Below are 23,708 nucleotides of genomic sequence, written 5' to 3'. Positions count from 1 at the left end.
CCTTAGGCTCGTCCTCCGCCTGCCGTGCTAGCAGAACGCCGACACCTCGAACCCCAATACCTCGATCCGTTCCTTGCCCCGGAACCGCACCGTGATTCCTGCGGTGGATTTCGGTCGGGCCGAGTTCCGCCCAGGGGAGTCGGCGCGACGACCGAGAGTGATGCCGTCGGCACCAGTGGTGATCAAGTGGTTCGGGTGCGACTCTCCGAGGTGGAGGTGGCACCATGCCCAAGAGCCGCCAGGACATCAACTCCCTCACCCAGACCCAGCTGGACGACTACGTGTACGCGCTGGGGATCCTGCAGGCACGCTCGGCCGCGGATCCGGACGACCCGACCGGGTACGCCTTCCAGGCCGCCCTGCACAACGACGTGTTCGTCGGTCCCTGCGAACACGGCAGTGACCTCTTCCTGCCGTGGCACCGCTCGCACCTGTACCACTTCGAGAAGCTGCTCCAGGAGTCCGACCCTCCGCGGACCGCCGACGTCACGCTGCCGTACTGGGACTGGCTGCACCCGCAGGCGGTCGGGAAGTTCCCGCCCGCCTTCACCCGGCCGGGCCTCGCCGCCCCGCGGGACGAGACGCCGGCGGACCTTCCGCCCGACACCCTGGCGATCGTGACGCTGGAGACCGACCAGGGCGAGTTCGGCGGCTTCCCTACGGCCCACCCGGACGCCGACTCCGGGCGCCTGGAGCTCGGCCCCCACAACACCATGCACAGCGACTTCATCGGCGGCGCCATGGGCAGCCCGGGGACGGCCGCCGAGGACCCGATCTACTTCAGCTTCCACGCCTTCATCGACCTGCTCTGGGCCGAGTGGCAGCGGCGCAACGGCTCGCCGCCGCTCACCTCGCCCGACGAGGACCTGCGCGGCTTCCTCCCCCAGGCGAAGCACAAGGTCGCGGACTTCGCCGACACGGTGGCGCTGGGCTACGACTACGCGTACACGGACCAGCTGAAGAGCGCCTTCGCCGTACCGACGCCGACACCGGTCGAGCGCCACCTGCTCGCCGCCGAACCGCTCAGCCTGCTCGCGGCGCCGGACTTCGCGACCCAGATGCGGGAGACCTCCCGGGCGCAGTTCGGTCTCGCGGCGCCGCCGCCGGACGGCCGGAAGGTGGTCGTCCGGCTCGACGAGCTGAAGGTCCCGCTGACCGGCAGTTACATGCTGCGCGCGTACCTCCACCCGGCCGACGTGCCGTTCCGTGCCGACGACGCGGACTTCGCCGAGCGCTACGGCGTCGGCTACGCCACCATCTGGCGGGCGCACGCGAGCCCCGCCCGGGGCGACGAACACGGCGGTCCCGGCGGTCGCGGCGGTCGCGGCGGTCGCGGCGGTCACGGCGGCGCGCAGCCCCACCCCCACCACCCGGCCCACTGCACCGTCCGGTTCGACGTGACGTCGGTGCTGGCCCGCTCACCCGAGGCGTCGGACACGTACGTGCTGACGCTCCAGTACCGCCCCTCTCCCCCGGTCACCGGGGAGCGCGGGGAACCGGCCGGCCTCGTCCGTGAGGTCGCCCTGAAGGACGTCATGATGGAGGTATACGGCTGACATGCGAACCCCAGTGTTCGAACTCCACATCAAGCCCCTGTTCCGGGCCACGGACCGGGAGCACATGCTCTTCTCCCTCGACCTCTGGGACTACGACTCCGTGGTCGCCAACATCGAGGACGTCATCGGTCGCGTCGACGGCGCCGGAATGCCGCCCGACGACAGCGGCGGACCCTGGCCCGAGGAGTGGATCGCGCTGCTCCGCCGCTGGAAGGCGAGCGGGTTCAAGCGCCTGCAGGTCGGCACGGCGAACTTCACCCTCGCCCGGACGGCCGCGACCGTGACCATCACCGCGACCGGCACGTTCCCCGCCGCGGGTTTCACGGGCTGGCTCCAGTTGGAGGGCGAGACGGAGACGACGAAGACCTACGTCGTCCACTACGAGGCGCCCGACAGCCCGAGCGGGGGAACGCCCGCCGCCTTCACCCTGAGGGAGAAGTACCGGGCCGCCGACGCCCGTACCGTCTTCGTGCGCGACACCACCGGGGTGCGGGAACTGCCGTAGGGCCGCCGGTGGCGGTGGCGGCCGTCACCGCCACCGCGTGCCGGGTTCCGAGTCCGCCCGCGGACCGGCGCCGGCCGACTCCGCGATCGTGATCGTGATCGCGGAGTCGGCCGGGCCGCATCGGTCTGCGGTGCTACCCGGCAGTCACGTGACCTTTCAGCACTCCGAGTACACACAGTTCGGGACTGGTCCCCGCCACCACACAGGCGATGACAGGCGCGGCGAGCTCCTGGAGCAGCGCGGCGGGGTCGTCGACGTCGAGCCGTCCGAGGATCGCGGCGATCGCGGGCGTGAAGCTCTCCAGGTGTTCGAGGCACGCGGCGAAGTCGTCGCCGGTGTGCACCTCCGGGCACAGGGGGCTACCGATCAGCTGCGGGTTCGCCTCCAGCACGGCCCGGAGGGCGGCCGAGATCGCCGCCGGGTCGACTGCTTGCGAGTCCGAGTGCTCCGCCTTCGCCCGCGGGTCATGGCCGGAGTCACCGGCCATGGCCACACCCGCGGAGCCGAGGAGCAGCGTTCCTGACGTGATCGCCGCAATTGTTGCGGCGGACAGCTTCTTCCAAAGAGTCATTGGTTCCACCTCGCGATCTTGCCGCCTGGCAGCGCCGATCCCAGGGGGCCTCATTCGGTGCCGTGGATTGTGCACAAATGGCGGGCGCCGAGTGGGGAGGATCGGGACGCCCAGGCCTGCTCGCGGGCTTCAGAGTGCCGCTGCCATTGCGCTCTTCCAGACCAGCACGGAACCCCGGACCGCGCATCCGGAGCGGTTCCTCCGGCTACGGACGGTCCCGGTCGGCGTGGCCGCGGCACGGCCCCCGGCGTCCCGGACGAGCGGATCGCCGCGGGTCCGGCCGCGGTGTGCGCGGGCGCTTCGGGTCGCCCCTGCCCGCCGTCCGGAGGCCGAGGTGCCGGGCCGGGGCCGTGTACGGGGCAGGGCCGTGTTCGGGGCAGGGCCGTATATCGGTACTCATGGCATATCAGGGCCCTCTACCATGCGGGAAAGTCGGCGACGGACCGTCCGTTCGCCAATCGGAGAGGGAAGTCCCGTGACCGAGGTACTCGCACTGATGGGCTTGGCGGAATCCGCTGTGTCGGGGGCCATGGCCCGCGTCCTGCCGCGCGAGCTGTCCGAGCGAGACGCCCTCGTCCGGCCCTCCGAGCACGCCGACTTCCAGTCGAACGTCGCACTGTCCGTGGCGAAGGCCGCCGGAGTGCCGCCCCGGGAGCTGGCGCGGGCGCTCCAGCAGGAGCTCCAGCGGGAGCTCGAAGGCCACGCGGTGTCGTCGACGCTGTCCGGGCCGGGCTTCCTGAACCTGTCGGTGGACGACGCCCGGCTGTGGCGGCAGGTGGAGGCCCGGTTGGCGGACAGCCGGCTCGGGGTGGGCGAGCCGCATGCCGGATCGCGGACGGTCGTCGACTACTCGGCGCCGAACATCGCCAAGGAGATGCACGTCGGGCACCTGCGCACCACGGTGATCGGCGACTGCCTGGTGCGGGTGCTCTCGTTCCTGGGCGGGGACGTGGTGCGGCAGAACCATCTGGGCGACTGGGGCACGCAGTTCGGCATGCTGATCCAGTACATCGACGAGCACCCCGAGGCACGCCGGCAGGGCGGTGACGCGGGTGAGCAGGTGTCCGTTCTGGACGGGCTGTACCGGGCGGCGCGGGCGAAGTTCGACGCCGATGCCGGGTTCGTCGAGCGGGCCCGGCGGCGGGTGGTGGCCCTGCAGGCCGGTGACGAGGCGACACTGACCGTGTGGCGGGAGCTGGTCGCGGTGTCGACACGGGCGTTCCAGCAGCTGTACGACCGGCTGGGCGTGCTGCTCACGGAGCAGGACTCCGCGGGTGAGTCGACGTACAACCCGTTCCTGGACGAGGTCGTCGCGGAGCTGGTCGAGGCGGGCATCGCCGTGGACAGCGACGGCGCCCTGTGCGTCTTCTTCGACGACGTGACCGGTCCGGACGGCGGGCCGACGCCGTTGATCGTCCGGAAGAAGGACGGCGGGTACGGCTACGCCGCCACCGACCTGGCGACCGTCCGGTACCGGATCCGGAAGCTGGAGGCGGACCGGATCCTGTACGTGGTCGACGCGCGGCAGGCCCTGCACTTCCGGATGGTCTTCGCCACCGCCCGCCGGGCCGGCTGGCTCACCGACGAGGTCGACGCGGTGCACGTCCCCTTCGGCACCGTGATGGGGCCCGGTGGCACCCCGTTCAAGACCCGCTCCGGCGGGACGGTGCGGCTCTCGGAGCTTCTCGACGCGGCGGTCGAGGGCGCCCGGGAGGCGGTCGCGGACAAGCCGCACGACCTGAGCGGCGACGCCCTGGAGCGGGTGGTCCAGGCGGCCGGGATCGGCGCGGTGAAGTACGCCGACCTCTCGACGTCCCGCGGAAAGAACTACGTCTTCGACATCGCCCAGATGGTCTCGCTCCAGGGCAACACCGGTGTCTACATGCAGTACGCGCACGCCCGTGTCCGGAGCATCCTGCGCAAGGCGCCGCAGGACGCCCTCGATGCTCCGCTCGACACCTCGCTGGCCCTCCACCCGGCCGAGCGGGCGCTGGTGCTGGCCCTCGACGGGTTCGACGCGACCCTGCGGGAGGTGGCCGGGGAGCTGGAGCCGCACCGGCTGTGCGGCTACCTGTTCTCCCTGGCGAAGGCCCTCACCGACTTCTACGGGGCCTGCCCCGTGCTGCAGGCCGGCACGCCGGCGGTCCGGGCGAACCGGCTGGCGCTGTGCCGGCTGACCGCGCTGACGCTGGCCCGGGGCCTGGACCTGCTCGGCCTGGAGGCCCCGGACCGCATGTGAGGCGGGGTCGGGTGTCCGTGGCGGGTGCGGCTGCGTACCCGCCACGGCGACGCCCGGTGTTCGGGCGCGGCCTGACGGGGCGCCGGCACGGTCGCCCGGCGTTCCGCCGCGCGGGTGGCACGGTCGGTCGGTACGGGCACGGTCGGACGGTGTGCCGTCGCGGTCGGACGGGGCGCGGCCTTCCGGAGCGGCGCGGCTCAGGCGTGTTCGATGCCGGCCGCGCCGTCGAGGCCCAGCAGCCCGACGGCCTGTTCGCGCATCTCCACCTTGCGGATCTTCCCGGTGACGGTCATCGGGAACTCCTCCACCAGGTGCACGTAGCGCGGCACCTTGTAGTGCGCGATCCGGCCGGCGCAGAATTCCCGCAGCGCCTCGGCCGTCAGCTCCGGCGCGCCGGGGCGCGATCGGACCCAGGCCATCAGCTCCTCCCCGTACCTGGCGTCGGGCACGCCGATCACCTGGACGTCCAGGATGTCGGGGTGGGTGTGGAGGAACTCCTCGATCTCCCGCGGGTAGATGTTCTCACCGCCCCGGATCACCATGTCCTTGAGCCGGCCGGTGATGTTGAGGTAGCCCTCCTCGTCCATCACCGCGAGGTCGCCGGTGTGCATCCAGCCGTCGCCGTCGACCGCCTCCGCCGTTCGGTCCGGCTGCTCCCAGTAGCCGAGCATCACCGAGTAGCCCCGGGTGCAGAGTTCGCCCGGGGTGCCGCGCGGGACGGTCGCGCCGGTGTCCGGGTCGACCACCTTGACCTCCAGGTGGGGGCCGACCCGGCCGACGGTGGAGACCCGCCGCTCCAGCGGGTCGTCGGCGCGGGTCTGGGTGGAGACCGGCGAGGTCTCGGTCATGCCGTAGCAGATGGACACGTCGCGCATGCCCATCCGGTCGACGACCTGCTTCATCACCTCGATCGGGCAGGGCGACCCCGCCATGATCCCGGTGCGCAGGCTGGACAGGTCGTGGTCGTCGAAACCGGGGTCGCTGAGTTCGGCGATGAACATCGTCGGCACGCCGTAGAGCGAGGTGCACCGCTCGGCGGCGACCGCGCGCAGGGTGGCGGCGGCGTCGAAGGCGGGGGCCGGGATCACCACGCAGGAGCCGTGCGAGAGAGCCGCCAGGTTGCCCATCACCATGCCGAAGCAGTGGTAGAACGGCACGGGCACGCAGATCCGGTCCGTCTCCGAGTAGCCGCACAACTCGCCGACGAAGTAGCCGTTGTTGAGGATGTTGTGGTGCGAGAGCGTGGCGCCCTTGGGGAATCCGGTGGTGCCCGAGGTGTACTGGATGTTGATCGGATCGTACGGTCCGAGTTCCGCCCCGATCGCGGCCAGCCGGGCCCGGTCACCGCGCCCGCCCGTCTCCAGCAGCTCGTCCCAACCCGTGGAGCCGATCAGCAGCACGTCCTTCAGCTCCGGACAGCGCGGGCCCGCCTCGGCCAGCATCGCCGCGTAGTCGGAGGTCTTGAAGCGCGGAGCCGCGACCACCGTCCGGATCCCCGACTGCCGCAGCACGTACTCGACCTCGTGCGCCCGGTACCCGGGGTTGACGGTCACCAGGACCGCGCCGATCCGCGCGGTGGCGTACTGCACCAGCACCCACTCGGGGCAGTTGGGCGCCCAGATCCCGACCCGGTCGCCCGCCGTCACCCCCAGCCCCAGCAGCCCGAGCGCGACCCGGTCCACCTCCGCCGCGAGTTCCCGGTACGTCCACCGCCGCCCGCTCGGCAGGTCGGCCAGCGCCTCCCGCTCCGGGAAGGCCTGCACGACACGGTCGAGGGCGGTACCGATCGTGTGGTCCAGCAGCGGTACGGAGGTGCTGCCGGTACTGATGCTGGCACTGATGCTGGGAGACGGCGAGGTCATGGCGAGGGCTCCTGGACTCGTCCGGGCACAGGGCGACCGAGTCTACGCAGACCGCCCCCTCCCGTCACCCGTCCGCAGCACCGTCTTCCGGAACGGCCCACCGGGTGGCGGGCGGTGCGGCACCGCCACCCGGGAGCGGGGGAAAGGGACAGCGGAAGGGGGAGCCGGCGGAGGGCGGGCGGTCAGGCGAGGACGACGGGTTCGCCGGTGAGCGCGACGCCCGCCGCGCGGAGTTCCCCGAGGGCCGTGGCGGTCGTGTCGGCGGCGACGCCGGCCGTGTAGTCGAGGAGGACGCGGACGGCGAACCCGGCCCTGGCGCCGTCCAGCGCGGTGGCCTTGACGCAGTGGTCGGTGGCGATGCCGACCACGTCGACGTCCCGGACGTCGCGGGCCCGCAGCCAGTCGGCGAGCGGGGTGCCGTCCTCGGCGTAGCCCTCGAAGCCGCTCTTGGAGGCCGAGCGGGCGCCCTTGAAGAAGACCTCGTCGACCGCACCGGCGTCGACGGCCGGGGCGAACTCGGGGTGGAACTCGCCGCCCTCGCTGCCGACGACGCAGTGCACGGGGAAGGACTCGCGGTAGTCCGGGTCGGCGGAGAAGTGCGGCCCGGGGTCGATGTGGTGGTCCCGGGTGGCGACGACGTACGCGTAGGCGCCGTCCCCCTCGCGGACCAGGTCGGCGATGGCACCGGCCCGCCCGGCACCGCCCTTGACCGGGACGCTGCCGCCCTCGCAGAAGTCCTTCTGCACATCGACGACGATCAGAGCACGGCCCACGGCGAAAGCCCTTCGTTGGGTGGGAACTTGTCCCCGCATGCTCCCGGCTCCGAGGGGCCCGCGGGCGTCGCACGCGCCGAGCGGTCACCCGATCGGGTGGGCGCGCGCCGCGACCCTCACAGGTCCGAGGTGCCGGCGCGGGCCGGGCACGCCCAGGATGGTCGGCGGGCGACGGGAGGGCCGACGGGCCGCCGCCGTCCGGGGCGGCCGGGTCCGACCGTGCGCGGCCGTGCTTCGGGAGAGTTCGGGAGAGCGGGGAGAGGGCCATGGAGAGAACGACGGAGCGACCGACGGCGGGGCCGGGAGCGGGGCCGGGACCGGAGCCGGCAGCGGGGGCGACCCGACAACCGACCGAGCGACCGACGGGGCGACCGCCGCACCGGCGGGGGCTGCCGCTGGTGTTGCTGCTGACGCTCCTCACGGCTCTGGCCCTGACGGGCGGGACGGTCCCGGCCACCGCCTCCCCGGCGCGGGGCCCGGCGGCCGCGGCGGACACCAGGGCGGTGTTCCAGCTGCCGTTCCCCTGCGGCACCACCTGGCAGTTGAACACCTGGGGGCACGACCCCGCGCTCGACATGGTGGTCGAGCGCAACACCGGGTCCGACGGGCTGCCGGTCCTGGCCTCTGCGGCGGGCACGGTCGCGGCGACGTACTGGAACGACGGCTCGGGCAACACCGTCCAGATCGACCACGGCAACGGCTGGTTCACCGCCTACTACCACCTCAAGGACGACCCCGCCGCGTACGTGAGGAAGGGCGACCCGGTGACCCCGTCCACCCGGATCGGGCGGATCGGCAGCACGGGCGACTCCGGGTGGGCGCACCTGCACTACGAGCAGCGCCACCTGGTGGCCGGCGGCGACTTCACCGACGAGAGCCACCGGGTGCCGGCGAGGTTCGACGGCGTCGAGTACTCGGGCACGGCGCAGGAGTGGCCGCGCGTCACCAGCCGCAACTGCCCGCCCGACCGGCCGACGGACCCCTGGGCGGACTGCTCGGCGGGCTGGGTCTGCTTCTACTCCGGCGTGAGCGGCACGGGCACCGTCTGCCGCACGGACGCCGACGTGCCCTCCAGCACCTGCGGCCTGCGCCGCTCGTTCTTCAACAACGGGAACCCGCAGCCGGGCTACGACCACGTACAGGTCCACTTCCGGGAGGGCGGGAGCCAGTGCCTGCACGTCGGCCCTGCCGAGGGCCGTGGCGACCTGCCGGTCGGCGGGCGGACCGTCGACCGGATCGAGTGGCGCGGCGAGTGCTGACGGACGCCTGAAGGCGTGACGGGTACAGGCGCTCCCGGCGCGCGGGCCGGGAGCGCCCGGCACGCCCGGCACGCCTGGCGCGCCGGGAGCGCCGTGCGCCGGTCAAGCCCGCGCCGCGCCCTCCGCAGCCGCCGACCGCACCCCGTCGGCCGCGCCACCGGCCGCCGCAGCGCCGACTGCCGTGCCGACTGCCGCGCCACCGGCTGCCGTGCCGCCGGCGCCGGCGCGCGGCACCGGGATGGTGGCGGCCACCGCGGCGGCCGCGAGCGCGACGCCGCAGCCGATCAGCAGGCCGACCCGGAAGCCGGCCTCCGACGGCAGGGTGTGCCCGCCCAGGGTGATGTTCAGCTGCGCCAGGACGACACCCACGACCGCCGCGGAGACCGAGGTGCCGAGCGAGCGCATCAGGGTGTTGAAGCTGTTCGCCGAGGCCGTCTCCGACAGCGGCACCGCACTCATGATCAGTGCCGGCATCGCACCGTACGCGAGGCCCACACCGGCGTTGCAGACCAGCGTGACCACCAGGACGCCCCACGTGGAGCCGATCAGCGCCATCGACAGTCCGTACCCGGCGGCGATCGCCAGGGCACCGACGACCAGCGTGAACTTCGGGCCGCGCGCCGCCGAGAGCCGCCCGCCGAGCGGCGAGACCGCCATCATCATCAGGCCCGAGGGGGCCATCCACAGGCCCATGGCCAGCATCGACTGGCCGAGTCCGAAGCCGGTGGACTCGGGCAGCTGCAGCAACTGCGGGATGATCAGCGCCTGCGCGTACATGCCGAATCCGACCAGGACCGAGGCCGCGTTGGTCAGCAGCACGCGCGGGCGGGCCGTCACCCGGAGGTCCACCAGCGGGTCGGCGATGCGCAGTTCCCAGACGCCCCAGGCGAGCAGCAGGACGACGGCCGCGCCGAACAGGCCCAGCGTCAGTCCGTCGGTCCAGCCCCAGTCGCCGCCCTTGGACACCGGCAGCAGCAGGCAGACCAGTCCGGCCCCCAGGCCGACCGCGCCGACCGGGTCGAACCGGCCGCCGGCGGGGCGGACGGCGGGGGCGGGGACGAGGAACCAGATCATCGCGGTGATCACCACGGTGAGGGCGGCCGCGCCCCAGAACAGCACCCGCCAGCTCGCGTACTCGGCGACCGCCGCCGAGATCGGCAGGCCGAGGCCGCCGCCGATGCCCATCGAGGCACTGACCAGGGCTATCGCGGAGCCGAGGCGTTCGGGCGGCAGCACCTCGCGGAGCAGGCTGATGCCGAGCGGGACCACCCCCATCCCCATGCCCTGGAGTCCGCGCCCGACGATCATCGGCAGGACGGAGGAGGTGAGCGCGCAGATCACCGATCCGACGAACAGCGGCACGCAGCACGCCAGCAGCATCCGCCGCTTGCCGAGCAGGTCGCCGAGCCGTCCGCTGACCGGCACGAACACGGCCGCCGAGAGCAGGGTCGCGGTGATCACCCAGGAGGCGTTGGACGGGGCGGTGTCCAGCAGCCGGGGAAGCTCGCCGATCAGCGGGGTGACCAGCGTCTGCATGATCGCGGCCACGGTGCCGGTGAAGGCGAGCGTGGCGACCACGCCGCCGGTCCGGGCGGTGGCCTGTGGACCGTCCATGGGGGCTACTCCTCTGTGGTCCGGTGCTGTTTCCGGTGGGGGCGGGAACGGGGGACGTTCACGGCACGTGCAATGTGCATCATGCACAACATATGCATGATACATATCGCCTGCCGTGGGCGCGCTCCTGCGATACTGGGCGGACACCGCAGGTCGGAGCTGCGACGGAACGGACGGGAAGGACGACGTCATGGGCGGCCCCACGGACGAGGTCGCGTTCGAGTACATGGTGCTCAGCCGACACCACTACCTGAGCCCCTCCGGCGCCCGCCCGCAGGGGAGCCGGCTGGACCGCTCCGCGTACATCCTGCTCAGCCGGATCCGCATGCAGGGCCCGATGTCGATCGGCGAGCTCAGCGACGCGTTCGGACTCGACGCCTCCACCCTCAACCGGCAGACCGCCGCGATGACACGCGCCGGGCTGGTCGAACGCATCCCCGACCCCGACGGCGGGATGGCCCGCAAGTTCCGCGTCACCGAGGAGGGCGACCGCCGGCTCGACGAGGACCGCGAGGCCCACGCGAACGCCCTCGACCTCGTGATGGCCGACTGGCCCGCCGAGGACGTCGCCGCCTTCGCCGCCTACCTGCGGCGGTTCAACACCGGCATCGAGCAGCTCGACGGACGCCCCTGGCCCCGTCCGTAGCGGCCCGACCATAGCGGCCCGGCCGGTCGGCGCCCAGGCAGCACGCCGCACGGTGCGGCGTGGGAGGCTACCGGGGCAGACCGCCCCGTCCGACCAGGAGCCGACACCATGGACCGCCCGCAGGCCGCCGCCTTCCGACTCGACGCCACCGCCTCCGGGCACCCGGCAGGCATCCTCGACGCCGCCGAGCAGGCCGAACGGCGGGGCATGGACCGGCTGGTGGTCTCCGAGACCGCCTACGACCCGTTCCTCCAGCTGGCCCGCGCGGCCGACCGCACCAGCACCATCGAACTGGCCACCGGCGTCGCCGTCGCGCTCGCCCGGACGCCGATGACCCTCGCCTACCAGGCCTGGGGCCTGCACGCGGCCTCCGGCGGACGGGCCGTCATCGGCCTCGGATCCCAGGTCAAGCCGCACATCGAGAAGCGCTTCGGCATGCCGTGGGACCGGCCCGCCGCGCGGATGCGCGAGTACGTCCACGCGGTGCGGGCGATCTGGCACAGCTGGCAGACCTGTGAACGGCTGCGCTTCTGCGGCGACTTCTACCAGCACACCGTGATGACCCCGGTGTTCTCCCCCGACCCGGTCCCGGCCGGGGTGCCCCGGATCCTGCTGGCCGGCGTCGGACCGCTGATGGTCCGCACCGCCGGGGCGGTCGCGGACGGCTTCCTCAGCCATCCGTTCACCTCGGTCGACTACCTCGCCGGGCAGGTGCTGCCCGCCCTCGCCGAGGAACGCGGCCGCGCCGAGGCCGAGGGCGCGACCTGGACCGACCGGCCGTTCGAGATCGTCGGCAGCGTCCTCACCGCGACCGGCCGCACCGAGGAGGAGCTGCGGGCCAACCTGGCCGGCGTGCGCGAACGGCTCGCGTTCTACGCCTCGACGCCCGCCTACCGCCCGGTCATGGCCCGGCACGGCTGGGAGGAACTGCACGAGGAACTGCACCGGATGTCGCTGCGCGGGCGGTGGCAGGAGATGGCGGCACTGATCGACGACCGGGTCTTCGACACCTTCGCCGTCGCCGGTGAGGTCGGGCACGTCGCGCGCGAGATCCACCGGCGGTACGCGGGCCTGGCCACCCGGATCTCGGTCAGCCTGCCGGAGGACGCCGCTCCGGAGCTGGGCCTCGACGTACTGGACGCCGTCCGCGCGCTGGGCTGAGACCCGCCGCACGGCACCCTCCTGCCCACGCCGCACGCTCCGTTACGGTGGGCGTGGATCCGTACGGCGAGGCGGGAGGAGCGGGGCGATGGGGCACCGGGCGGAACACCCGACGGAGCATCGGAACGACCCGGACCGGGTGCTGTTGGCCGAGCTGTGGGCGACGTGGGCCGAGCGGGGGTCGGGGCTGGACGCCGAACAGTGGGAGCGGAGCACCCGGCTGCCCGGCTGGTCGGTGCGCGACCTGTACGCCCATGTGGCGCCGACCGCCGGGCTGTTCACCCGGATGCGGGAGGCCGTGGTCGACCGGCCGGCGGCGGTCGCGCGCGGCTCCGCCGTCCTGCGCGCGTACAACCGCCCCGACGGCGTGGCGCACACGGCCGCCGACCTCGTCGCCGACGACGCCCGGGCGCTGGCGGCGACGGTCGGTGCCGAGGCCCTGGTGGCCCGGTTCGCCACCGAGGGCCCTGACGCGCTGGCCGCGATCGCGGACCTGGCGCCGGCGACCGTGATCGCCCACCCGTTGCTCGGCACGGTCACCCTGAGCGCGCTCGCCGAGGTCGCGGTGATGGAGGCGACCGTCCACCTGCTCGACCTCACCGCGGCGGTCGGCGGTCCGCCGCCGCCGGACAGCGCGCTGCACGCCACCCGCGCGCTGCTGGCCGAGGTCGCCGATCCGGTGGAGTTCATCGAGGCCGCGGCGGGGCGGACCCGCGCTGCTGTGCTGCCGGTCATCCGCTGAGCCGCTGACCCGCTGGGCCACTGAGCCGTCAAGGCGCCGGTCACCGACCGGTGTGCCGGTGTGCCGGTGTGCCGGTCCGGTGCGGGCGGCGGTGGGTGGTCCTGGCGGCGGTGGCCGGTCCGGGCGTCGGCCGGTGTCAGCCGCCGTAGTGGTACGGCGTCGTCGTGGTCAGGGCCGCGAAGCCCAGGCGCTCCAGGATCGGGCGGCTCTGCGACGAGGCGTCCACCCGCAGGTACTCGTAGCCGAGTTCGTCCGCCAGCCGGGCCCGGTGCGCGACCAGCGCACGATAGACGCCCCGGCCGCGCCACGCCTCGACGGTGCCGCCGCCCCACAGGCCGGCGAACCCCGTCCCGGGGTGGAGCTCCATCCGCGCCGCGCTCACCGGCACCTCGCGCCCGTCCACCTCGACGAGTGCCAGGTGGATCCGCAGGGTGTCCGGGGATTCGGCGAGGTGGGCGAGGATACGGCGGCGCAGCCGCGAGCCGTCCGTGCCGAAGGCCTGCTCGTGGACGGCCACGACCTCGTCCACCCCGGCCTCGTCGGTGATCTCGCGCAGCGTGATCCCGGTGTCCCCCGGGCCCACCGGTCCGGAGGCCGCACCCGATCGGGCCGCCGTACCCGCCCCGGCCTGGTCGGCCAGCAGGTCGGCGACCCTCGCGACCATCAGCGTCTCGGGCTCGTCCGGTGTGAATCCGGCGGCGAGCAGCCGGTCGCCGAGGTCGGCCGGGCGGTCGTGGCCGTACAGCGTCCACTCGAAGTCCTGGCCGAGTGCGGTGAAGTACGCGATCTGTTCGGCGATGGCACGGTCGGCGTCGGTGCCGGCGCTTGCGTCGGCGCTTGCGCTCAGGTCCGACCAGAGCACGCCGTTCCAGACGCTGTCCGGGCCACTCTGCCGCACCACGCCGCCGATGTGCTCGACCCGCGCCGCCGGCGATTCGGGGCGCGCCCCGCGCCGCATGCGTTCGTCCACCAGGGTGAGAAGTTCTTCATGATCCATAGCGGCACACCCCATCACTGCGGAGCCCCGGTGACAAGCGGATTTAGGGTCCCCGGGTCACGCGGGGCGGTGGTCCCGTGCCACCGGACCCCGACAGGTCGCCGTCGAGGGCCGGCGGACGGCGGTTCGTGCCGTCGAAGACCGACCGCCCAGGTCAGGGGCGGCCCGGGGGTTCGATCAACCCGATCACCCCGATCAGCCCGAACGGCCAGATCACCCCGGACGCCCCGGCCGGTCGACCGGGTCGACCGGCGTGAGGACTCCGAGCCGGTCCTCGATCGCCTCGGCCGCCGCCAGGCGCAGGTCCTCGCGGAACGCGCGGCCGACGATCTGCACTCCGGACGGCAGCCCGTCGGCAATCCCGGTCGGCACGGCCACCCCGGGCACGCCCACGAAGCTGGTCACGGTGCACAGGCGCATTCCCGACCCGACGCGGTCCCACCCGGCCCAGGAGCGGCGGATGTTCATCCAGACGCCCATGAGCTTCATGAACTCGTCCGCGCTCGCGGGCGGGGTCCGCTCCATCATCATCCCGATGTAGCGGTCACCGCCCTCGCCCAGCAGCTTGCGCACCACCGGCCAGGTCGGGGCGAACTCGGTCACGGCGATCCGGCCGTAGGCGTCGAGCGCTTCGTCCAGCCGCGGTACGTCCGACACCTCGCGCACGTCGTACCCGGCGTCCCGCAGCGCGTCGGCCGCGGTCGCGACGGCCGCGCGCACCGTGGGGTGGACGCCGCGCCCGCCGGGGTCCGCCACGACCGCGACCGTCACCGGCCCGGGGAGGGGCTCGCCGTACGCGGGCACCGGCACGGCCCGCGGGTCGGCGCCGGCCAACACCTCGTACGCCAGCCGCAGGTCTCCCACGCTCCGGGCGAACGGGCCATCGGTGACGAGCAGTTGGGACGCAGGGCCGGGGTCGTCGGAGCCGAGGATCCGGTGGTCGGCGGCGAAGCGGCCGACGGTCGGCTTCAGCCCGGCCACACCGCAGAACTGGGCCGGAACGCGCACCGATCCGCCGGAGTCGTTGCCGAGCCCGAGCGCGGCCATGCCCGTGGCGACGGCCACCGCGTCACCCCCGCTCGTTCCGCCAGGGGTCCGGCCGCGGTCCCAGGGGTTGACCGTGTCCCCGAACAGCTCGCTGCGCGTGTGCATCCCGGCCAGGATCAGGGTGGGCATGTTGCTGTGCCCGATCGGGATCGCCCCGGCCGCGCGCAGCCGGGCCACCGGGGGCGCGTCCGCCTGTGCGACCAGCTCGCGGAAGCGCGGGGTGCCGAACGTGGTCGGTACGCCCTCGACGGCCGTGGACTCCTTCACCGTGAACGGCACGCCCGCGAGCGGTCCCAGCTCCTCGCCCGCGGCCCGCCGCCGGTCCGTCCGCCCGGCGGCCTCCCGGGCGCGCTCCGCGAGGACCTGGGTGACCGCCGTCGACCTCCGCCCGGTGACACCGGGCCAAGGTCCGACGGAGCGGAACAGTGGTCACTCTCCGGAGTCGGGTGGTTCGCTCAGGGCTCCACCCGAAAACCGGACACCGTGTCTTGTTCTGCGGATTCGAGGCCGGCTGCGGCCGCCATCTCCGCGACCACCCGTGCGCCCCGGTCCGGCGCCAGGTCGAGGCAGGCCAGCACGCCCGGGACGGCGACGCTCGGCATCAGGTGCCGGTACAGGACGGAGACCCTCATGGCGAGGTCGGCGCGACCCGTGAACCGCTGCGACTGGAGCTGCACCCCCACCCAGGACGCCGTCATCAGCGCGGCGGTGTCGGCCGGCACGACGTGCGGCAGCAGCTCGCCCCGCTCCCCCGCGGCCACCAGCAGCCGCTCCAGCCGGGCGATCCAGCCCGGGGCGGCGTCGACGCCCAGGCTGCCGTCCGCCCCCTGGTCCACCGAGAGCCGCACGCCGGCGCTGAGCATCGGATCGGTCGGGATCAGATGCGTGACGACCATCCCGGTGTCCACGAACTCCTGGAGCTTGCACGCCCGCTCGGGCACGGCCTCGCTGGCGTACTGCTCCTCTATGACGCCCTGGGCCAGCTCCCGTTTCGACGCGAAGTGGAAGTAGACGGCGCCCCTGGTCACACCCGCGCGGGCCACCACCTCTCCGATGGTCGCCCCCTCGTACCCGAACTCGTCGAACACCGAGGCCGCAGCCTGCAGAATCAGCCGCCGCGTCCGCAGCGCCCGCTCCTGTCGCACCACCACGACCACCCCCGCCCCGCCGAAACAAAACCAAACAGCCCGTATCTTACCCAGCGCCGATCTGCCACCAGGCGCGCCGGCATTACGGCGGGCAGCGGCAGCTGTGCACTCAGCGTCAGAGAATACCGACCATGCGGTCTGGTATGAACGGAGAGACCTCCCCCAGTCGGCCGTGCGGTGAACTCCTCGCGGGGTGGACGGCCCCCGGCCGCCGTCGTGCGGCCGGGGCAGCCCGCACCCGTCAGCCCAGCACGGCCACCGCCTCGACCTCGACGAGCTGGTCGTCGTAGCCGAGGACGCTCACCCCGACCAGGGTGCTCGGCACGTCGTGGTCACCGAGGTACTCCCGGTAGACCTCCCATGCCGTCACCAAGTCACTCTGCCGGGCCGAGGCGACGTAGACCGTGGTGCGGACCAGATCGGTCAGCGCCGCACCCTCGTCCTCCAGGACGGTTATCAGGTTCCGCATCACCTGGTGGGCCTGCCCCGCGTAGTCGCCCACCGCCACGGTGCGGCCCTCGGCGTCGAGCGGACAGGCACCGGCCAGCCAGAGCGAGCGGACCGGCGCGTCGACCGCGGCCGCGTACGCGTAGTCCACGGCCTGGGTGAGCCGGTGGTTGCGGATCAGCTTGACGGCGCCGGTCATGTGGTTCTCCGAGGTGGTCGAGGTGACGGTGGGCGGTTCAGCGCCCATCGTTGGCGCGCCGCCGACGGACCGTCAAACGCTTTACGGCGTCGACCCGGACCGCGGCGGGCCGGACTCCGGCGAATTCACCGTTCCGGGTGATGGCGGGTCGCGGACTGCGGCCGGGATCCTGGTGACCCGCCGACGACCGAGGAGTTCCCGTGCTGCTTCCGCCACCCGACCAGGAGTTGGGCCGCCGCCGGATCCTGGAGCTGGCCCTGGGGGTCGGCGTCGCCCCCGCCCTGGGCGCCGGGACGGCGTCCGCCGCCACCGCCGCCCGGTCCGCTCCCGCCCGCGCCGACTCCCCGGAGCAAGCCCTGGGCCGCCAGGTGGCCACCGTGGCGGCCTCGCAGATCGGCGTGCCGTACGCCTGGGGCGGCGGCGACCGGCTGGGCGCCGGGCTCGGCTTCTGCGACGAGGAGAACGGCTACCTCGACGGCCGGTGCCTGGGCGAGACCACCGTCGGTTTCGACTGCAGCGGACTGACGCTGTACTGCTGGTACCGGGCGAGCGGCGGTGCGGTGGAGCTGGGGCACTACACCGTCGCGCAGTACCACCGGTCCGCCCCGGTGGCGCGGGCCGACCTGCTCCCCGGCGACCTGCTGTTCTTCTCCCGCCCTGACGCGCCCCTGCACCACGTCGGCCTCTGGACGGGGGACGGCGCGATGATCCACGCCGAGCGCACCGGCACGCTGGTCGCCCGTGTGGAGGGCGTCCTCGACCTGCCGCGCTGGGCCGGCGAGTTCGCCGGCGGCCGCCGCCCGCTGCCGCTCGGCTGACGCCCGGCCGGCCGTCAGGGAGAGCCCGGCAGTCCGTCGTGGACACGGCCTAGCAGGCCGTGGAGCACCCGGCGCTCCTCGGCGTCCAGCGGCGCGAGCACCTCCTCCTGGACGGCCAGCGCCTCGGCGTGCAGTTCCGCCAGCAGCCCCCGGCCGCGCTCGGTGATGGTGACCAGGACCCTCCGGCGGTCGGCGGCGTCACGGGCTCGCTCCACGTGGCCGGCGGAGGCCAGTTGGTCGGCGACCTTGGCCATGTCGCTCGCGTCCACCTTCAGCCGCCGGACCAGGTCCCGCTGGGAGTGCGCCCCGAAGTCGGCCAGCGCGGCGAGCACCGCCATGTCCCAGAGCCGCAGACCGCGCCGGGCGAGGCGCTCGGCCAGCCGCCCGCGGGCCACCTTGCCGGTGCGGGAGAGCAGGTAGGTGCTCAGGTCCAGCAGCATCGGCGGGGTGGCCGGAGGGACTGCGGGCCCGGACTGTTCGAATGCCATGGGAACATCCTAAGGTTCGGCCCTATAGTGGGTGGCGACCCATCATTCCCCGTGGTCCACTATCGACCGCCGTCCCGTACGCGACCCCGCCAGGAGAGAGCGAGCCCAGCCGTGGACGCCCTGTACAACCGCCTGCTCGTCACCGACTTCCCCGCCTGCTTCGGCTTCTACCGCGCCGTCCTGCCGCCGCTGACCGGCGCCACCCTGGTCAAGGGCACCCCGGAGGGCCCGTACGCCAACTGGGACCTCGCCGAGCAGGCCCTGCTCGCACTGCTCGACCGGACCCGGCTGACGGGTGCACTGGGCGCCCCCGCCCTGCCCGCCGCCCTGCCCGCCGGGTCGCCCACCGGCTCGCCCGCCACGGCGGACGGCGCTCCGGACGGCGCATCGGACGGCGCTCCGGACGGCGCGATGCTGGTCCTCCGGGTCGACGATGTGGCGGAGGCGCTCGCCCTCTGCCTGGATCACGGCGGAACGCTCGCCGCCGGCCCCGCCGACCGTCCGGAATGGGGTCCGGGCCTGCGCACCGCCCACCTGCGCGACCCGGAGGGCCGGCTGATCGAACTCCAGTCGTACTGACGCCCCGGCCACCGGGTCCCCTCCCGCTCACCGCGTCCCCCTCACCGCACCCGCCGACGCGCCGCCGGGCGGCCGACGCGGTGTCGGCCGCCCGGCGGCGCCCTCAGCCGCCCGCCACCCGGTCCGCAGCCGGCTCGTCCCAGAGCTCGGGAGAGCACGCACGCACATGTGCACCGATCCGGGCCAGGGCCTCCGCGGCGGGAAGCGGATCGAGCCGGCGCCCGTCCCGCAGTCGCAGGGCGACCGAGTCGTCCGCGGCCTCCCGGCTCCCGATGACCGCCTGGTACGGGACCAGCCGGGCCTCGCGGATCCGGGCGCCCAGACTCCCCCGGTCCGGCCCGGCGACCTCGGCCCGCAGCCCCAGGTCCAGGCACTGCTCGCGGAGCTGCCCGGCCCGCGCCCGCTCTGCCTCCGAGAGCGGCAGCAGGACGAGCTGGGTCGGGGCCAGCCAGGCGGGGAAGGCGCCGCCGTACAGCTCGATCAGGTGGGCGACGACCCGCTCGACGCTGCCGATCACGCTGCGGTGGACCATCACCGGGCGGTGCCTGCCCCCGTCCGGGCCGATGTACCGGAGTCCGAACCGCTCCGGCTGGTGGAAGTCGATCTGCACGGTGGAGAGGGTGGATTCGCGCCCGGCGGCGTCGGCGATCTGGATGTCGATCTTCGGACCGTAGAACGCGGCCTCGCCCTCCACCGCCTCGAACGGCACGCCCGAGCGCTCCAGCACCTCGGTCAGCAGCGCGGTGGCCCGCTCCCAGAGCGCAGGGTCTGCCACGTACTTGCCGCCCGCTCCCGGCAGCGACAGGCGGTAGCGGACCGGCCGGATCCCGAGCGCCCGGTGCGCGTCACCGATCAGCTCCAGTGCGGCGACCGCCTCGTCACCCGCCTGCTCGGGGGTGCAGAAGACGTGCGCGTCGTTCAGCTGGATCGCCCGCACCCTGGTCAGCCCGCCCAGCACCCCGGACGGCTCGGATCGGTACATCCCGCCCAACTCGGCGATCCTCAGGGGCAGTTCACGGTAGCTCCGGGCCCGGGAACGGTAGATCAGCGCATGGTGCGGACAGAGGCTGGGCCGCAGCACGACCTGTTCGGCGCCGAGGTCCATCGGCGGGAACATGTCGTCGCGGTAGTGCTGCCAGTGGCCGGAGATCTCGTAGAGCTCGCGTTTGCCGAGCACCGGCGAGTAGACGTGGCGGTACCCGGCGCGCCGTTCCCGGCCGCGGATGAACTCCTCCAGGGTGTGCCGGATCTCGGCGCCGTCGGGCAGCCAGTACGGCAGCCCGGCCCCGATCAGCGGGTCGGTGCCGAAGAGGCCGAGCTCGCGGCCCAGCCGGCGGTGGTCGGCGGCACCGTCGCCGACCGGTCGGTCCCCGTCCAGGAGGTCTCCGTCCCTCCGATCGCCGTCCAGGAGGTCACTGTGCGCGGGGTCGGCGAGCACGGCGCGGCGGTTCATGCCGGTGCGGTTCACGGCGGGCTGATTCACGGCAGGGCGGTTCATGGCGGTCTCCACTCGGGTCTGCGGGCGAGTGGACCGGCACGACGAAGCCCCGGGGCACTCGCCCCGGGGCTTCGGACTAGGTCAGCAGTCAGCGCGCCGGGACTCTCTCCGGCGTCGTCGTGAGGACGGCAGCAGCGCGCTTCATGCCTCCCACGGTAGCAGGGGGCCCGCACACCGGCGAAGGGGTTTCCGCCCGGCGCCCCGAACCGCACCACCCCGAACCGCACCACCCCGAACCGCCCCGCCCCCAACCGCCCCGCCCCGCAGTGGACCTCACCGCAGGACCACGCACCCGCGCTCGGCCAGGGCGGCGAACAGCCGGGGCGCGGGCGCGAGGTCGTTCCACCGCAGGTCGAGCTTCTCCAGGTCGGGCAGTTCGGCCAGCCAGTCCGGCAGTTCGGTGAGCAGGTTGGCGCGCAGGTCGAGCCGGCGCAGCAGCGGGAGACCGGCCAGCGCCGCCGGGACGACGGTGAGGGCGTTCTCCCGCAGATCGAGTTCACGCAGTTCGCCGAGGCCGCCGAAGGACGCCGGCAGGGTCGTCAGCGCGTTTCCGCGGAGCCAGAGTTCACGCAGTCCGCGGAGGGCGCCGAGCGATCCGGGCAGGGAGGTGAGCCGGTTGTGCTGGGCACGGAGCTCGACCAGGCCGGCCAGGTCGCCGATGGCGTCCGGGAGCCGGTCGATCCGGTTCTCGCCGACGTTGAGGTAGCGCAGGTCGGCGAGTCGGCCGAGTGCCGCCGGGAGGGTGGTGAGCGCGTTGTCGTGCAGGTAGAGGAAGTCCCTGAGGCCCGCGAGGTCGCCGATCTCCTCGGGCACCGCCGTGAGCCGGTTGTGGCCGAGGTCGAGGGTGCGCAGCCGGGTCAGTCGGCCGATGGCGGGCGGGAGTTCGGCGATGCCGGTCTCGGCCAGGATCAGGACCGTCAGGTCGGTGCGGTCCCAGACCTCCTCGGGGACGGTACCGAGGTGCTGCCGCCAGAGGTTGAGAGTGGTGTCGGTCACCTGGCCATTCTCCTGTGCGCGGGGGTGCGGTCCTTCACCGGGGTGCGGCTGTTCACCGGGGTACCCCGGTGGGCCACCGGGTGGGCGTGGCGGGGGTGGCGAACTTCTCGGCGGCGGCCCGGCGTCGCGGGCGACGGACCGTCAGTCCGGCAGCGCCACTTGGGACCCGTCCTTCCGAGGGCCAGCTCCACCCTGAGCCTTGAGGACTCAGGAATCCAAGAAAATCAAGGCTTACTTTCGAAGGAGATCCCCCGCATAGTGGTGCGCCGGACCGAGAGGAGGACCTGTCTTGTCGCAGGTCAGTGACAGCGCCGTGCGTGTGGTGGAAGCCGAGCGAGCCGAGGTGTCCGCCGTGTACGGGCTGCTCGACGAACGCCTCGCCGATGCGCGGGAGCAGTTGGCGCAGGTGCTCGCGGAGGTGCCCGGCAGCGCGGGCGAGGTGCACGAGCGGGAGCTCACCGCCGGGCGGTTGGCGGGCGAGGTGCGTCGTCTGGAGGGTGCGGGGGAAGGGCTGGTCTTCGGCCGGATCGACGCCGGGGACGGCTTCGCCCTGCGGATCGGCCGGATCGGGCTGCACGTGGACGACGCCGACCTGCCGGTCCTGGTGGACTGGCGGGCGGACGCCGCGCGGCCCTTCTACGAGGCGACGGCGGTCCATCCGATGGGCCTGCGGCGTCGCCGTCACCTGCGGACGGCCGACCGTACGGTCGTCGGGGTGAGCGACGAACTGCTGGACGGCTCCTCGCCCACCGAGGAGGACGTGGTCGGCGACAGTCCGCTGACCGAGGCGCTGCAGGCGCGGCGCACGGGCCGGATGGGCGCCGCGGTCGCCACCCTCCAGGTCGAGCAGGACGCGATCGTCCGCTCGGCGCACCGGGGGGTGACGGTGGTCCAGGGCGGCCCCGGTACCGGGAAGACGGTCGTCGCGCTGCACCGGGCCGCCTACGTGCTGTACGCGTTCCCGAAGGCCGCCGAGCGCGGTGTGCTGGTGCTCGGGCCGAACGCGCGGTTCCTCGACTACATCTCGCAGGTGCTGCCCTCGCTCGGGGAGAACGACGTCGTGCTGGCCACCTGTGCCGACCTGGCCGGTGTCGCGCCGACGTCCGTGGACGGGGCGGTGGCCGCCGACGGGGCTGAGGTGGCGCGGTTGAAGGGCGGTGCGGCGCTGGCCGACGCGCTGGCGGAGCTGGTGCGCTCCCGGCAGGCGCCGGAGGGCGGCTTCACCGTGCGTTCGGGCCAGGAGTGGGTGGAGTTGTCGGAGGAGGAGGTCGCCGGGGCCCGGGACGCGGCCGTGCGCAGCGGCCTCGGTCACAACCAGGCCCGGCAGGTCTTCAAGGAGCAGTTGGTCGACGCCGCCACGGACGCGCTGGAGCGGGGTACCGAGGCAGTGCTGGAGCTCATCGACGCCCAGGTCGCCCAGCTCACGGGCATCGACCTCGACCGGACCGCGGCGGCGGACCTGCGCCACCTCGGCCTGGACGGTGCGCCGTCGTACGACGCGACCGACACCTTCGACGCGGACGCGGTCCGGGCCGCCCTGCTGGACGACCTCGGCGTGGAGCGGGCGGTGGAGGCGCTGTGGCCGCGTCTGCGGGCGGAGGAGCTCGTCGGGGAGCTGCTGGGCCGACCCGATCTGACGGCCCGCCACCTGCCGCAGCTCACCGACGGGGAGCGGTCCCTCCTGGCGCGGGAGCAGGGCGCTCCGTGGACGGCCGCCGACGTGCCGCTGCTGGACGAGGCGGCCTGCCTGCTCGACGGGCCGCCGCAGCGCGTGTACGGCCATGTGGTGGTCGACGAGGCCCAGGAGTTCACCGCCATGCAGTGGCGGATGGTGGACCGGCGGTGTCCGGCGCGGTCGATGACGCTGGTCGGCGACTTCGCGCAGGCGGGTCCGGCGACGACCGCGCGCGACTGGGAGGAGGCGCTGGCCCCGCAGCTCGGTGCGCGGTTCGTCCTGAACACCCTGACCGTCAGTTACCGCACCACCGAGGAGATCCTGGCCACGACCCGTGATCTGCTCGCCAGGATCGCGCCGGGCCAGCAGCCGAGCCGGTCGATCCGCCACGGCGAGGTTCCGCGCACCGTCGCCGCGGCGGTCGGGGGGCTCGCCGCCGCGGTGGCCGGGGAGGTGGAGGCCCAGCTGAGGGAGCACCCGGGGGACCTGGTCGGTGTGGTCTGCGCGGACGCCCGGGTCACGGAGCTGGCCGCCGTCCTGCCCGGCCGGGTGCAGCTGGTGCCGGCCTCCCAGGCGCGGGGGCTGGAGTTCGACGGCGTCGTGGTCGTCGATCCCGAGGAGATCACCGGGGCCCGCCCGGGCGGGGAGCGGGACCTCTACGTCGCGCTCACCCGGGCGACCAAGCGCCTCACCACGGTCACGACCGGTGCCGGTGTCGGTGGCGGAGCCGCCGGGGCCGGGGGCGGCGCGGTCTGACGCCCGGGCGGTCGGCATCCGGGGCGGCCGGGCCCCGGATGCCGGGGTGCCGGGGCCCCGGATGCCGCTCCGGGCCCCGCGCGTGCCCCCGTCCGGAAGTTCCGGGACGGGGTTCCGGGACGGGGTTCCGGG

20 protein-coding genes and 1 pseudogene are annotated in these 23,708 nt (G+C 73.7%); 10 read left to right on the top strand and 11 right to left on the bottom strand.

Annotation, left to right across the window (positions count from 1 at the left end; translation table 11 throughout):
* Window positions 1-224 precede the first annotated feature (224 nt).
* Entirely contained in the window at window positions 225-1,556 is a 1,332-nt protein-coding gene (locus AC067J_RS20570) for a tyrosinase family protein (RefSeq protein ID WP_478301145.1), read from the top strand.
* Between the two features lies 1 nt (window position 1,557).
* Window positions 1,558-2,061 (top strand): hypothetical protein, encoded by a 504-nt coding sequence (locus AC067J_RS20565; RefSeq protein ID WP_478301143.1) that lies wholly within the window; start codon window positions 1,558-1,560, stop codon window positions 2,059-2,061.
* 133 nt (window positions 2,062-2,194) lie between these two features.
* Here the strand turns inward: AC067J_RS20565 and AC067J_RS20560 are convergent, their stop codons facing one another.
* Entirely contained in the window at window positions 2,195-2,632 is a 438-nt protein-coding gene (locus AC067J_RS20560; protein ID WP_478301141.1) for a hypothetical protein, read from the bottom strand.
* 475 nt (window positions 2,633-3,107) lie between these two features.
* On the opposite strand from AC067J_RS20560, the gene argS reads away from it, so the two are divergent.
* Entirely contained in the window at window positions 3,108-4,871 is a 1,764-nt protein-coding gene (gene argS / locus AC067J_RS20555; RefSeq protein WP_478301139.1) for an arginine--tRNA ligase, read from the top strand.
* A gap of 197 nt (window positions 4,872-5,068) precedes the next feature.
* Here the strand turns inward: argS and AC067J_RS20550 are convergent, their stop codons facing one another.
* Both AC067J_RS20550 and AC067J_RS20545 read right to left on the bottom strand, forming a co-directional pair.
* The gene (locus tag AC067J_RS20550) at window positions 5,069-6,733 is read right to left on the bottom strand and encodes an AMP-binding protein (RefSeq protein ID WP_478301137.1); all 1,665 of its coding nucleotides are present in this window, start codon (window positions 6,731-6,733) and stop codon (window positions 5,069-5,071) included.
* 182 nt (window positions 6,734-6,915) lie between these two features.
* A complete protein-coding gene (locus AC067J_RS20545) occupies window positions 6,916-7,506 on the bottom strand; it encodes an isochorismatase family protein (RefSeq protein ID WP_478301136.1) in 591 nt (196 codons plus the stop codon).
* Window positions 7,507-7,904: 398 nt separating this feature from the next.
* Here AC067J_RS20545 and AC067J_RS20540 point away from each other — a divergent pair, with 398 nt between their 5' ends.
* Window positions 7,905-8,765 (top strand): peptidoglycan DD-metalloendopeptidase family protein, encoded by an 861-nt coding sequence (locus AC067J_RS20540; protein WP_478301134.1) that lies wholly within the window; start codon window positions 7,905-7,907, stop codon window positions 8,763-8,765.
* Between the two features lie 102 nt (window positions 8,766-8,867).
* Here the strand turns inward: AC067J_RS20540 and AC067J_RS20535 are convergent, their stop codons facing one another.
* Window positions 8,868-10,379 (bottom strand): MFS transporter, encoded by a 1,512-nt coding sequence (locus AC067J_RS20535; protein WP_478301132.1) that lies wholly within the window; start codon window positions 10,377-10,379, stop codon window positions 8,868-8,870.
* A gap of 190 nt (window positions 10,380-10,569) precedes the next feature.
* Between AC067J_RS20535 and AC067J_RS20530 the strand changes: the two genes are divergently transcribed.
* The 3 genes from AC067J_RS20530 to AC067J_RS20520 all read left to right on the top strand — a co-directional run bounded on the left by AC067J_RS20530 (window position 10,570) and on the right by AC067J_RS20520 (window position 12,928).
* Window positions 10,570-11,025, top strand: a complete 456-nt coding sequence (locus AC067J_RS20530) for a MarR family winged helix-turn-helix transcriptional regulator (protein ID WP_478301130.1) — start codon at window positions 10,570-10,572, stop codon at window positions 11,023-11,025.
* A gap of 108 nt (window positions 11,026-11,133) precedes the next feature.
* A complete protein-coding gene (locus tag AC067J_RS20525; RefSeq protein WP_478301128.1) occupies window positions 11,134-12,186 on the top strand; it encodes a TIGR03617 family F420-dependent LLM class oxidoreductase in 1,053 nt (350 codons plus the stop codon).
* Window positions 12,187-12,274: 88 nt separating this feature from the next.
* A complete protein-coding gene (locus AC067J_RS20520) occupies window positions 12,275-12,928 on the top strand; it encodes a maleylpyruvate isomerase N-terminal domain-containing protein (protein WP_478301127.1) in 654 nt (217 codons plus the stop codon).
* Window positions 12,929-13,064: 136 nt separating this feature from the next.
* Here AC067J_RS20520 and AC067J_RS20515 read toward each other — a convergent pair whose 3' ends face one another.
* The 4 genes and pseudogenes from AC067J_RS20515 to AC067J_RS20500 all read right to left on the bottom strand — a co-directional run bounded on the left by AC067J_RS20515 (window position 13,065) and on the right by AC067J_RS20500 (window position 16,766).
* Window positions 13,065-13,925, bottom strand: coding sequence for a GNAT family N-acetyltransferase (locus tag AC067J_RS20515; protein WP_478301125.1), 861 nt, complete (start codon window positions 13,923-13,925; stop codon window positions 13,065-13,067).
* Window positions 13,926-14,138: 213 nt separating this feature from the next.
* Window positions 14,139-15,356: pseudogene (locus AC067J_RS20510) on the bottom strand (amidase); the annotation flags it as partial.
* 71 nt (window positions 15,357-15,427) lie between these two features.
* Window positions 15,428-16,120 carry a ScbR family autoregulator-binding transcription factor gene (locus tag AC067J_RS20505; protein ID WP_478301124.1) on the bottom strand — a complete coding sequence of 231 codons (693 nt, stop codon included), beginning with the start codon at window positions 16,118-16,120 and terminating at the stop codon, window positions 15,428-15,430.
* Window positions 16,121-16,361: 241 nt separating this feature from the next.
* Complete coding sequence (locus AC067J_RS20500; protein ID WP_478301414.1) at window positions 16,362-16,766, bottom strand: RidA family protein; 405 nt, start codon at window positions 16,764-16,766, stop codon at window positions 16,362-16,364.
* A 200-nt stretch (window positions 16,767-16,966) separates the two neighbouring features.
* Here AC067J_RS20500 and AC067J_RS20495 point away from each other — a divergent pair, with 200 nt between their 5' ends.
* The gene (locus tag AC067J_RS20495; protein ID WP_478301123.1) at window positions 16,967-17,584 is read left to right on the top strand and encodes a C40 family peptidase; all 618 of its coding nucleotides are present in this window, start codon (window positions 16,967-16,969) and stop codon (window positions 17,582-17,584) included.
* A 14-nt stretch (window positions 17,585-17,598) separates the two neighbouring features.
* Here AC067J_RS20495 and AC067J_RS20490 read toward each other — a convergent pair whose 3' ends face one another.
* Window positions 17,599-18,072 (bottom strand): MarR family winged helix-turn-helix transcriptional regulator, encoded by a 474-nt coding sequence (locus AC067J_RS20490; protein WP_478301121.1) that lies wholly within the window; start codon window positions 18,070-18,072, stop codon window positions 17,599-17,601.
* Window positions 18,073-18,183: 111 nt separating this feature from the next.
* Here AC067J_RS20490 and AC067J_RS20485 point away from each other — a divergent pair, with 111 nt between their 5' ends.
* Window positions 18,184-18,651, top strand: a complete 468-nt coding sequence (locus tag AC067J_RS20485; protein ID WP_478301119.1) for a VOC family protein — start codon at window positions 18,184-18,186, stop codon at window positions 18,649-18,651.
* A gap of 103 nt (window positions 18,652-18,754) precedes the next feature.
* Here the strand turns inward: AC067J_RS20485 and thrS are convergent, their stop codons facing one another.
* On the bottom strand, window positions 18,755-20,149 hold the full coding sequence (thrS, locus tag AC067J_RS20480) for a threonine--tRNA ligase (protein WP_478301117.1): 1,395 nt from the start codon (window positions 20,147-20,149) through the stop codon (window positions 18,755-18,757).
* Between the two features lie 273 nt (window positions 20,150-20,422).
* The gene (locus AC067J_RS20475; RefSeq protein WP_478301116.1) at window positions 20,423-21,145 is read right to left on the bottom strand and encodes a leucine-rich repeat domain-containing protein; all 723 of its coding nucleotides are present in this window, start codon (window positions 21,143-21,145) and stop codon (window positions 20,423-20,425) included.
* Between the two features lie 289 nt (window positions 21,146-21,434).
* Here AC067J_RS20475 and AC067J_RS20470 point away from each other — a divergent pair, with 289 nt between their 5' ends.
* Entirely contained in the window at window positions 21,435-23,576 is a 2,142-nt protein-coding gene (locus AC067J_RS20470; RefSeq protein WP_478301114.1) for a HelD family protein, read from the top strand.
* Window positions 23,577-23,708 lie beyond the last annotated feature (132 nt).

The organism is Kitasatospora sp. NPDC042419 (genome assembly GCF_056437345.1).
Note: the sequence above shows the minus strand (reverse complement) of the source record. Positions and strands in the feature narration are given on the sequence as shown.

Excerpts from the sequence above, each read along its gene's own strand:
- AC067J_RS20570 (WP_478301145.1), top strand. The coding sequence starts at position 225 with ATGCCCAAGAGCCGCCAGGACATCAACTCCCTCACCCAGACCCAGCTG.
- AC067J_RS20565 (WP_478301143.1), top strand. The coding sequence starts at position 1,558 with ATGCGAACCCCAGTGTTCGAACTCCACATCAAGCCCCTGTTCCGGGCC.
- AC067J_RS20560 (WP_478301141.1), bottom strand. The coding sequence starts at position 2,632 with ATGACTCTTTGGAAGAAGCTGTCCGCCGCAACAATTGCGGCGATCACG.
- AC067J_RS20550 (WP_478301137.1), bottom strand. The coding sequence starts at position 6,733 with ATGACCTCGCCGTCTCCCAGCATCAGTGCCAGCATCAGTACCGGCAGC.
- AC067J_RS20535 (WP_478301132.1), bottom strand. The coding sequence starts at position 10,379 with ATGGACGGTCCACAGGCCACCGCCCGGACCGGCGGCGTGGTCGCCACG.
- AC067J_RS20530 (WP_478301130.1), top strand. The coding sequence starts at position 10,570 with ATGGGCGGCCCCACGGACGAGGTCGCGTTCGAGTACATGGTGCTCAGC.
- AC067J_RS20525 (WP_478301128.1), top strand. The coding sequence starts at position 11,134 with ATGGACCGCCCGCAGGCCGCCGCCTTCCGACTCGACGCCACCGCCTCC.
- AC067J_RS20520 (WP_478301127.1), top strand. The coding sequence starts at position 12,275 with ATGGGGCACCGGGCGGAACACCCGACGGAGCATCGGAACGACCCGGAC.
- AC067J_RS20515 (WP_478301125.1), bottom strand. The coding sequence starts at position 13,925 with ATGGATCATGAAGAACTTCTCACCCTGGTGGACGAACGCATGCGGCGC.
- AC067J_RS20500 (WP_478301414.1), bottom strand. The coding sequence starts at position 16,766 with ATGACCGGCGCCGTCAAGCTGATCCGCAACCACCGGCTCACCCAGGCC.
- AC067J_RS20490 (WP_478301121.1), bottom strand. The coding sequence starts at position 18,072 with ATGGCATTCGAACAGTCCGGGCCCGCAGTCCCTCCGGCCACCCCGCCG.
- thrS (WP_478301117.1), bottom strand. The coding sequence starts at position 20,149 with ATGAACCGCCCTGCCGTGAATCAGCCCGCCGTGAACCGCACCGGCATG.